Source organism: Streptomyces cyaneofuscatus, from assembly GCF_000718135.1.
In the GTDB taxonomy this organism is placed as follows: Bacteria; Actinomycetota; Actinomycetes; order Streptomycetales; family Streptomycetaceae; genus Streptomyces; species Streptomyces cyaneofuscatus.
The window spans coordinates 1-433 of the sequence record NZ_JOEM01000073.1; the positions used below are offsets into that span (position 1 = coordinate 1).

General features: G+C 66.5%; 1 pseudogene. It reads left to right on the plus strand.

Annotated features, from left to right (window positions below):
* Positions 1-433, plus strand: a pseudogene (locus IF17_RS0135805) (carbamoyl phosphate synthase large subunit); the annotation flags it as partial.

Genomic DNA, 433 nt, shown 5'->3' on the forward strand with positions numbered 1-433 from the left:
CCTGCGGTCGCTGGAGAAGAAGGGCTCGCAGTTCGCCTTCACCGGCCCGGTCGGTGACAAGGCCGAGCTGCTGGCCGAGGCGGTCCGGCCTACGGACGGCCGGATCAACACGGTGATGCAGGCGATCCGTGCCGGGGCCACGCAGGAGGAGGTCTTCGAGTCGACGAAGATCGATCCGTGGTTCGTGGACCAGCTGTTCCTGATCAAGGAGATCGCCGACGAGCTGGGCGCCGCTGACAACCTTGACCCTGAGCTGCTGGCGGAGGCGAAGCGGCACGGGTTCTCCGATGCCCAGATCGGTGAGATCCGGGGTCTGCGCGAGGACGTGGTCCGTGAGGTGCGGCATGCGCTGGGGATCCGGCCGGTGTACAAGACGGTGGATACGTGTGCGGCGGAGTTCGCGGCGAAGACCCCGTACTTCTACTCCTCCTAC